The organism is Gordonia rhizosphera NBRC 16068 (assembly GCF_000298195.1).
GTDB classification, from domain to species: Bacteria; Actinomycetota; Actinomycetes; order Mycobacteriales; family Mycobacteriaceae; genus Gordonia; species Gordonia rhizosphera.
On the sequence record NZ_BAHC01000140.1, the window covers coordinates 1 to 7,206 of the forward strand.

Annotated in this window: 7 protein-coding genes and 1 pseudogene; 2 read left to right on the forward strand and 6 right to left on the reverse strand. The window is 67.1% G+C overall.

Features of this window, described 5'->3' with window-relative positions; all coding sequences use genetic code 11:
• The 4 genes from GORHZ_RS17570 to GORHZ_RS17585 all read right to left on the reverse strand — a co-directional run.
• Window positions 1-454, reverse strand: a 454-nt coding sequence (locus GORHZ_RS17570) for an MFS transporter (RefSeq protein ID WP_006335294.1), incomplete at its 3' end; no start/stop codon positions are given.
• A 143-nt stretch (window positions 455-597) separates the two neighbouring features.
• Window positions 598-1,650, reverse strand: a complete 1,053-nt coding sequence (locus GORHZ_RS17575) for a beta-keto acid cleavage family enzyme (RefSeq protein WP_006335295.1) — start codon at window positions 1,648-1,650, stop codon at window positions 598-600.
• A 56-nt stretch (window positions 1,651-1,706) separates the two neighbouring features.
• On the reverse strand, window positions 1,707-2,591 hold the full coding sequence (locus GORHZ_RS17580) for a TauD/TfdA dioxygenase family protein (protein ID WP_006335296.1): 885 nt from the start codon (window positions 2,589-2,591) through the stop codon (window positions 1,707-1,709).
• Window positions 2,592-2,620: 29 nt separating this feature from the next.
• The gene (locus GORHZ_RS17585) at window positions 2,621-3,595 is read right to left on the reverse strand and encodes a quinone oxidoreductase family protein (protein ID WP_006335297.1); all 975 of its coding nucleotides are present in this window, start codon (window positions 3,593-3,595) and stop codon (window positions 2,621-2,623) included.
• Between the two features lie 200 nt (window positions 3,596-3,795).
• Between GORHZ_RS17585 and GORHZ_RS17590 the strand changes: the two genes are divergently transcribed.
• Window positions 3,796-4,830 carry an AraC family transcriptional regulator gene (locus GORHZ_RS17590; protein WP_006335299.1) on the forward strand — a complete coding sequence of 345 codons (1,035 nt, stop codon included), beginning with the start codon at window positions 3,796-3,798 and terminating at the stop codon, window positions 4,828-4,830.
• Window positions 4,831-4,854: 24 nt separating this feature from the next.
• Here the strand turns inward: GORHZ_RS17590 and ggh are convergent, their stop codons facing one another.
• Complete coding sequence (ggh, locus tag GORHZ_RS17595) at window positions 4,855-6,195, reverse strand: glucosylglycerate hydrolase (RefSeq protein ID WP_006335301.1); 1,341 nt, start codon at window positions 6,193-6,195, stop codon at window positions 4,855-4,857.
• An 87-nt stretch (window positions 6,196-6,282) separates the two neighbouring features.
• Between ggh and GORHZ_RS17600 the strand changes: the two genes are divergently transcribed.
• The gene (locus tag GORHZ_RS17600) at window positions 6,283-6,963 is read left to right on the forward strand and encodes an SDR family oxidoreductase (protein ID WP_006335302.1); all 681 of its coding nucleotides are present in this window, start codon (window positions 6,283-6,285) and stop codon (window positions 6,961-6,963) included.
• A 115-nt stretch (window positions 6,964-7,078) separates the two neighbouring features.
• Here GORHZ_RS17600 and GORHZ_RS31735 read toward each other — a convergent pair.
• Window positions 7,079-7,206, reverse strand: a pseudogene (locus GORHZ_RS31735) (steroid delta-isomerase); the annotation flags it as partial.

Sequence of the window (7,206 nt, forward strand, 5' to 3'; positions counted from 1 at the left end):
GAGGTGCGAACACGCTGAGCACCAGAGCGATACCGACGCTGCCGTAGGCGGCCTCGCCGACGCCGACGAGGAACCGGGCGCCGAGCATCTGCTCGAAGCTGCCTGCCACCGCGCACAGGGCCGTCGCGATCGACCACAGCACCGCCATCACGACGAGGGCGCGGACACGTCCCCACCGGTCGGCGACCACCGACAGCGGCAGCGTCAGCAGACCGACCATCAGCGCCACGATGCTGGTCAGCGACGCGAGTTCGGAATCGGAGAGGGACCAGGCGGTCTTGAGAAAGGGAAAGACAGCACTGAGGACCTGGCGCGACATGTAGTCCGACAACAGCAGGCCGAAGGCGAGTGCGAACACGATCCACGGATACTTCCGTGATCGTGTGGCGGGGCGGGGGTCGGTGGTGGTCAATTCGCTGGTGGCGCTTCGTGCAACCGAGGTGGGGGTACCCATGGGGGTGCTCCTGAGAGTAAGGGCGGGGAGGGGGCGGGGACGGTCAACGATGGGGACGGGGATCGTGCAGATCAGCGGGCGCCGGCGCCGGGCGGGGCGGGGGGTTTCCGGACGCCGGCTCCCGATGATCGGGTTCTCGTGGGTCAGGCGTGCTGGGTGAAGCCCACCTGGCCGGGGCGGCGGTTGGGTGCGTATCCGAGCTTGGCGAGGGTCTCGTCGGCGTCACGGTAGGTGTCGCCGATCCGGTAGATCTCGCGGGCCTCCTTGCCGGTGGCGACCTCGCGGCCGAGTTCGCCGGCGATGCGGACGAGTTGCTGGATCTGCTGGACCGAGGTGATCTTCTCGCCGGGGCGTCCCCAGATGGTGTCCTCGTTGCCACAGCGAGCGTGCAGACCCATCGCGATGGCCATCGTGTTGACCGGCAGCACCGAGCGCATCAGGGTCTCGAGGGTCAGGCACGCACCGTCGGGGACGCGCTGGATGAAGTTCATGATGTTGTACGGGTTGGGGCCGTCAAAGCCGCCGCCGATGCCGACCCAGGTCAGGTTCAAGGGACCGGTGTAGACGCCGCGGCGGATCAACCGCTCGACGGTCTCGAGCTGCGGGATGCTGGAGAGTTGGAAGTGCGGCTGAATACCCTTGGCCTGCAGACGGCGCAGGTGCTCCTCCACCCACTCGGGACCCGCCGGCACCGTCATCTCACGGTAGGTCGCCGCGAGTTCCGGACGCATCATCGACGTGCCGGCGATGTCGTCGGCGGTCATCAGCTCCATGATGTTCATCTGGCTGGTGTTGATGGCGATGGTCACCTGGTCGGGTGCCGGGTCCAGCTCGGCGAGCATGTGGCGGGTGTCGTCGGACAGCCACTTCGCTTCTGCACCTTCACCTTCGGGCGCGAAGGAAATCGACCCGCCGACCTGCAGGATCATGTCCGGCACGGCCTCGCGCAGACCGGCGAGCAACTCGTTGAACACCGACAGCCGCTTGCTGCCCTTCCCGTCGAGTTCGCGGACGTGGATGTGCAGCACGGTGGCGCCGGCCTCGTAGCAGTCGACCGCCTTCTGGATGTGCTCCTCCATGGTCAGCGGGAGGTCTTCGCGGAAGTCGTCGAGTTCCCACTCCGGACCGTACGGCGCGACGGTGATGACCAGCTTCTCCTGGACCTCGGGGAACAGGGCGTCGTCGTGGAAGTGCATGGTTTCTCCTTGAAATATGTTGTGGGTGAGTTGGATTGCGGGTTTTTCGGAGGTGGTCAGTACGGGCGGTCGCCGATGATGCCGGCGCGCTCCATCTTTCGGACGGCGGGCCAGTAGTCCTGGACCGCGTAGTGCTGGGTGCTGCGGTTGTCCCAGATGGCGATGCTGTTCTTGGTCCAGCGCCACCGCACCTGGTACTCGGGGATCGATGCCTGGCTGATCAAGTAGTGCAACAGGTTTGCCGCTCCGGGTGCGTAGTCGATGCCGAATCGCACGTTCTCGGTGGTGTGGTAGTTGACGAGGTGCGTGGCGAAGGCGTTGACGAACAGGATCTTCTCGCCGGTGTCGGGATGGATGCGCACCACCGGGTGTTCGGCGTCGGGGAAGCGCGCATGGAGCGCTTCGCGCTGGGCCGTGAGCATTCCGGCTCCGAAGCTGGCCTCGATGCTGTGCCGGGCACGCAGGCCGGCGATCTGGTCCTTGATGTGCTCGGGCAGGCGCCGGTAGGCCTCGACCATGTTCACCCAGATGGTGTCGCCGCCAACCGGCGGTGTCTCCACACACCGCAGGACGCATCCGAACGGCGGGTTCTCCCGCCATGTGGCGTCGGTGTGAAAGGCGTTCTCGTAGTGCTCGGCCGGGCTGTCGAGGTCCTTGTAGATGCGGACCAGTCCGGGATGGTCGGGGTCACTGCTCGCGACCGGGTGATCCTCGAGCGGGCCGAACTTTTCGGCCAGCGCGACATGCTCGGCGCGGGTGATGTCCTGGTCGCGGAAGAAGAGCACCTTGTGCTCGATCAGCAGTTCGCGCAGCTGTTCGAACTGGGCGTCGTCGCGGGACACCTCGCCGAGGTCGACGTCGAACACCTCGGCGCCGAGGCTGCAGGTCAGCGGTTCGGCCCGGAAGGTCGTCCGGGGCGGTCGATGGGCGATGGCGGTCATCGTCGTGGTTCCTTTCACGAAATGTCGGGTCAGAGGCTGAAGACCGACGAGCCGATGCTCGTGCCGGCCTCGAGCTCGCGGTGGGCGCGCTGTGCGTCGGGCAGTTCGTAGCGCTGGTTGATCTCGATCGAGATGTCGCCGGCGGCGACGTGGGAGAAGAGCTCGGCGGCCAGCGCGGCGCGCTCGGCCGGGTCGGCGATGTAGTCCGCGAGGGCCGGGCGGGTGACGTAGACGGACCCGTGAACGGCCAGCTGCATCGCGTCGATCGGGGGGATCGGCCCGGATGCGGTGCCAAAGCAGACGATGAGTCCGCGACGGGCCACCGACGCCAGTGACGTCGCGAAGGTCGAGGCACCGATGCTGTCGAAGACGACCGATGCGCCCTTGCCGTCGGTGATCTCCCGAACACGTTGTGGTACATCTTCTTTCGTGTAGACGATGACCTCGTCGCACCCGTGTGCACGCGCGACCTCCGCCTTGCGCTCGCTGGAGACGGTGCCGATGACGCGAATCCCCAGCAGCGATGCCCACTGGCAGAAGATCAGCCCCACTCCCCCGGCGGCGGCGTGCAGGAGCACCGTGTCGCCGGCCTGCAGCGGCCAGATGCGGCGCAGCAGATAGGCGGTGGTCAGGCCGCGCATCGTCATCGCGGCGGCGGTGTCGAAGCCGATCTGCTCGGGTAGGGAGATGAGGTGCTCGGCCGGCATCACACGCTCGGTGCTGTAGGCGCCCAACGGACTTCCGGTGTAGGTGACGCGGTCTCCTTCGCGGATCGTGGTGACGCCGGAGCCGACGGCCTCGACGACGCCGGCGGCCTCCACACCCATCCCGGCGGGGAGCGGGGCGGGATACAAGCCGGTGCGGAAATAGGTGTCGGCAAAGTTCAGCCCGACCGCCTCATGGCGGATGCGGACCTCGTTCGCGCCCGGATCGCCGACCTCGACGGTCTCCCACTGCAGGACCTCGGGTCCGCCGGTCTCGTGGAATCGGACGGCTTGTGCCACGGTGATCTCCTCTTGTGATTGCACTGCGCAGGGGATGCTCATCGGTGTTCGGTGTCCGACGGTGAGGCTCGGACAGTGATCCGTATTCCTCGTCTGCGCTCAACGTGATGTGTATTACGTTATGCGTCGTCAACCCCGATTTCTTATCCCTTCGGGACGCAGCACTGTTCATTTCGGGACACCTAGTGCATACTTCTGGCATGAAGCCGCTGGCGCGGTACGCGACGCTGAGCAACTTCGTCGAACTCGGGCAGTCGCTGGGTCTGCAGGACCCGGCCCGGCTGGTTCGCGAGGTCGGCCTGGATCCCGCGGGTCTGAGGCATCCGGACAGATGGGTGCCCGCGGAGGCGATCGTCGAGCTACTCGAACGTTCCGCGGCCGAGACGGGGCGAGCGGACTTCGGACTGGCACTGGCCCAGTTCCGGCGCTTCTCCAGCCTCGGCCCGCTCAGCATGGTGATCCGGGAGGAACCCGATGTCCGGCATGCGGTTCGCGTCCTGATCCGGCACCAGAACATGTACAACGAGGCGCTGAGCACGCGGTTGGTCGAGGCCGGCGGCATGTCGGACCTTCGCGTCGAACTGGATCTGGGTCTGGGTCATCCGGTTGAGGCTCGTCAGGCGACCGAGATGGCGGTCGGCGTCCTGCACAGTCTGCTGCAGGGTTTCATCAGCCCGGCGTGGCGGCCGGTCGCGGTGTCGTTCACCCATCCCGCGCCGCCCGACCAGCGGATTCATCATCGGATGTTCGGCCCGACGGTGTCGTTCGACCAGCCGTTCAACGGCATCACGCTGTACACCAAGGATCTCGACACGCCCAATGCGATGTCGGATCCACAGCTTCGGCGCTACGCGCAACAGCTGCTCCCGGATGTGGACCCGTCGTCGAGCCCGACGACCGAGCAGCGGGTCCGCGAGCTGATCGAATTACTCCTGCCGACCGGCCGCTGCTCGGTCGAACAGGTCGCACGCAGCCTGGGCGTCGACCGCCGCACGTTGCACCGAAGACTCGAGTCGCAGGGTCAGACCTTCTCGTCGATCCTCGACGCGACACGCGCCGACCTCGCGGGGCACATGGTCGGCAACCGCAACCACTCGCTCACCGAGGTCTCCGAGGTGCTCGGCTTCTCCTCGCCCGGCAACTTCTCCCGGTGGTTCCGCGGCCGATTCGGCGAGTCCCCGAGCCAGTGGCGACGCCACCACCGCGAGCCGCAACCGGCGATCCCGGGCGGTTGACACCCGGCCCGGCGCCCCGGAGGCTCAGTCCAGCCAGTCGAGTACGGCCGCCGCGGTCCAGCTCTGCTGCATGCTGCCCAGTGGCTCACCGGTGAACGGCTCGTAGTATTCCGCGAACGCACCGTCGGTGGCCTGGCGCAGACCTTCCTCCCGCAGCCGCGCCGACCGTTCGGTCCAGCCGCGACGAGCGAACGCCCAGCTGAACAGCCAGGTCATCACCGGCCACACCGGGCCGCGCCAGTACTCGCGCGGTTTGAAGTCCATCGAAATCGGTGACGTCGACGGCGGCACCGCATACCGCAGGTCGGGATGACCGCAGAACCGCGGACCGTCGAACAGACGCAGCAGCGCACGCTCCCGTTCCCGGGAGAGCCCACCGCAGAGGAGCGGAGCGAACACGGCGATCGTCTCGGTGTTGACCCAGGTCTGAGAGCGCAGGTCGTAGTCGCGCGCCGCGCCGTTGCGATCGTTCGCCGCGGCCACCACGCCCGCACGGAACCGGTCGGCCCATGCGCGCAGGTCACGGACATCCGACCGCGGTTTGGAGTAGTCCTCCCCGATGGTCGCGAGGACATCACACGCGACGGAGAAAATGGCGCTGACGAACACGTCCTCCACCGCGAAGTCCATCACCTTGGGCAGCAGATCGTCGTCGTAGTTCGACCGTTTCATCTGTTCCACGAGCCAGATGTAGCGGTCGTACTCGAGGTCCGTCGGACGCATCGACAGATCCGACACATGGTCGAGATCCGCGCGGACATACGCCGGCAGATCGTGCCCGGGCACCACGTGCGAGTACGGACGGTCCCACCGCGGCGAGTTGTCCATCCCGGACTCCCAGCCGTGGAACACCGTGATCCGGCCGGTCCCCTTGGGGTCACGGGCGTGCGCAAGCCATCGATGCCACCGCATGAGCGCTCCCCAGCGGCGATCGATGAACTCGTTGGCGACTGCGCGCGTGGTGCGGCCGTGTCGTCGGGAGTGATCCAGGATGCGTTGCACGGCAATGGCATGCACGGGTGGCTGGGTGATGCCCGATGTGTCCGGAAAGTCCGGTGCGCAATTCGCCAACCGGGCGCACTCCCAGCGCGACGGCCCCGGGAAGTAGCCGTCGCGTCCGTTCGCGAACACGATGTGCGGGATCATCCCGTTGTCCCACTGGGCCGACAGGAGGGTATCCATCTCCACGACCGCCCGCTCCACCGACAGCGGCGCCAGCCCGACCGTGACAAACGCCGCATCCCAGCTCCACATGTGCGGATAGAGTTTCGGCGCAGCACTCGTCATCGTCCCGAGGTCGTTGCCGCGAAGGAGATAAGCGGCCCGCGCAGACAGCTGAGTCTGTGTGAATCCATAGCGTGCCACGTATCGATTCTGCCCTGCGCGGCGCGTCGTCGCGCACCGGAGACATCAGATCACAGCCGCCCACCAACGATCAGTACCCTCGACGACGTGCCCACCGCTTTGATCACCGGGGCCAGTCGCGGCCTCGGCGCCGAGATCGCCCGACAGCTCTCCGCCACCCACGATCTGCTGCTGGGCGGGCGGCCGTCTCCGGAACTCGACAAGCTCGCCACCGAGCTCGACGGTGCGAGCACCTTCGCCGTCGACCTCACCGACCACGACGGTGTGGCCGCGGCGACCGAGGCGATCGGGGAACTCGACGTGCTGGTCCATAACGCCGGAATCGCGAGCAGCCTTGAGGCGGTCGCCGACACCCCTGCCGACGAGTGGCGGGAGATTCTCGAGGTCAACGTCGTCGCCGCGGCCGAACTGACCCGCCTGCTGCTCCCCGCGCTGCGCGCCGCGGGCGGCCACGTGGTCTTCATCAACTCCGGGTCCGGCCGCCGCGTGAACGCGCGGTGGACGCCGTATGCGGCGAGCAAGTTCGCGCTGCGCGCGCTCGCCGACGGACTGCGCGCCGAGGAACCCGACCTGCGCGTGACCTCGATCTATCCCGGCCGCATCGACACCGACATGCAACGTGACATCGTCGCACTCGAGGGCGGCGAGTACGACCCCCGTCGGTTCCTGACCGTCAACTCCGTTGCCAGGGCGGTCGTGCACGCGGTCACGACTCCCGCCGAGGCGCATCCCGAGGAGATCGTGCTCCGGCCGACGGGGCGTCGCTGAGCTTTCGCTACCGCCGCTTCAGCCCGCGGCTTGCTGAAAATGGCACCCTGGCGCGTAACCGAGGGGATATCCCCTCGGACAGCGCCTACGGGACCACTTTCAGCAGGCCCTCTGGCTACAGCTGCTTGAGATCCGACTGCTCCCACACCGCCCGCATCGACGACACCTTGCCGTCGGCGTCGAACACCATGATGTCGATCGGGGTGATCTCGAACTTCATCCCCGCCGTCCCGGTCACCAGGG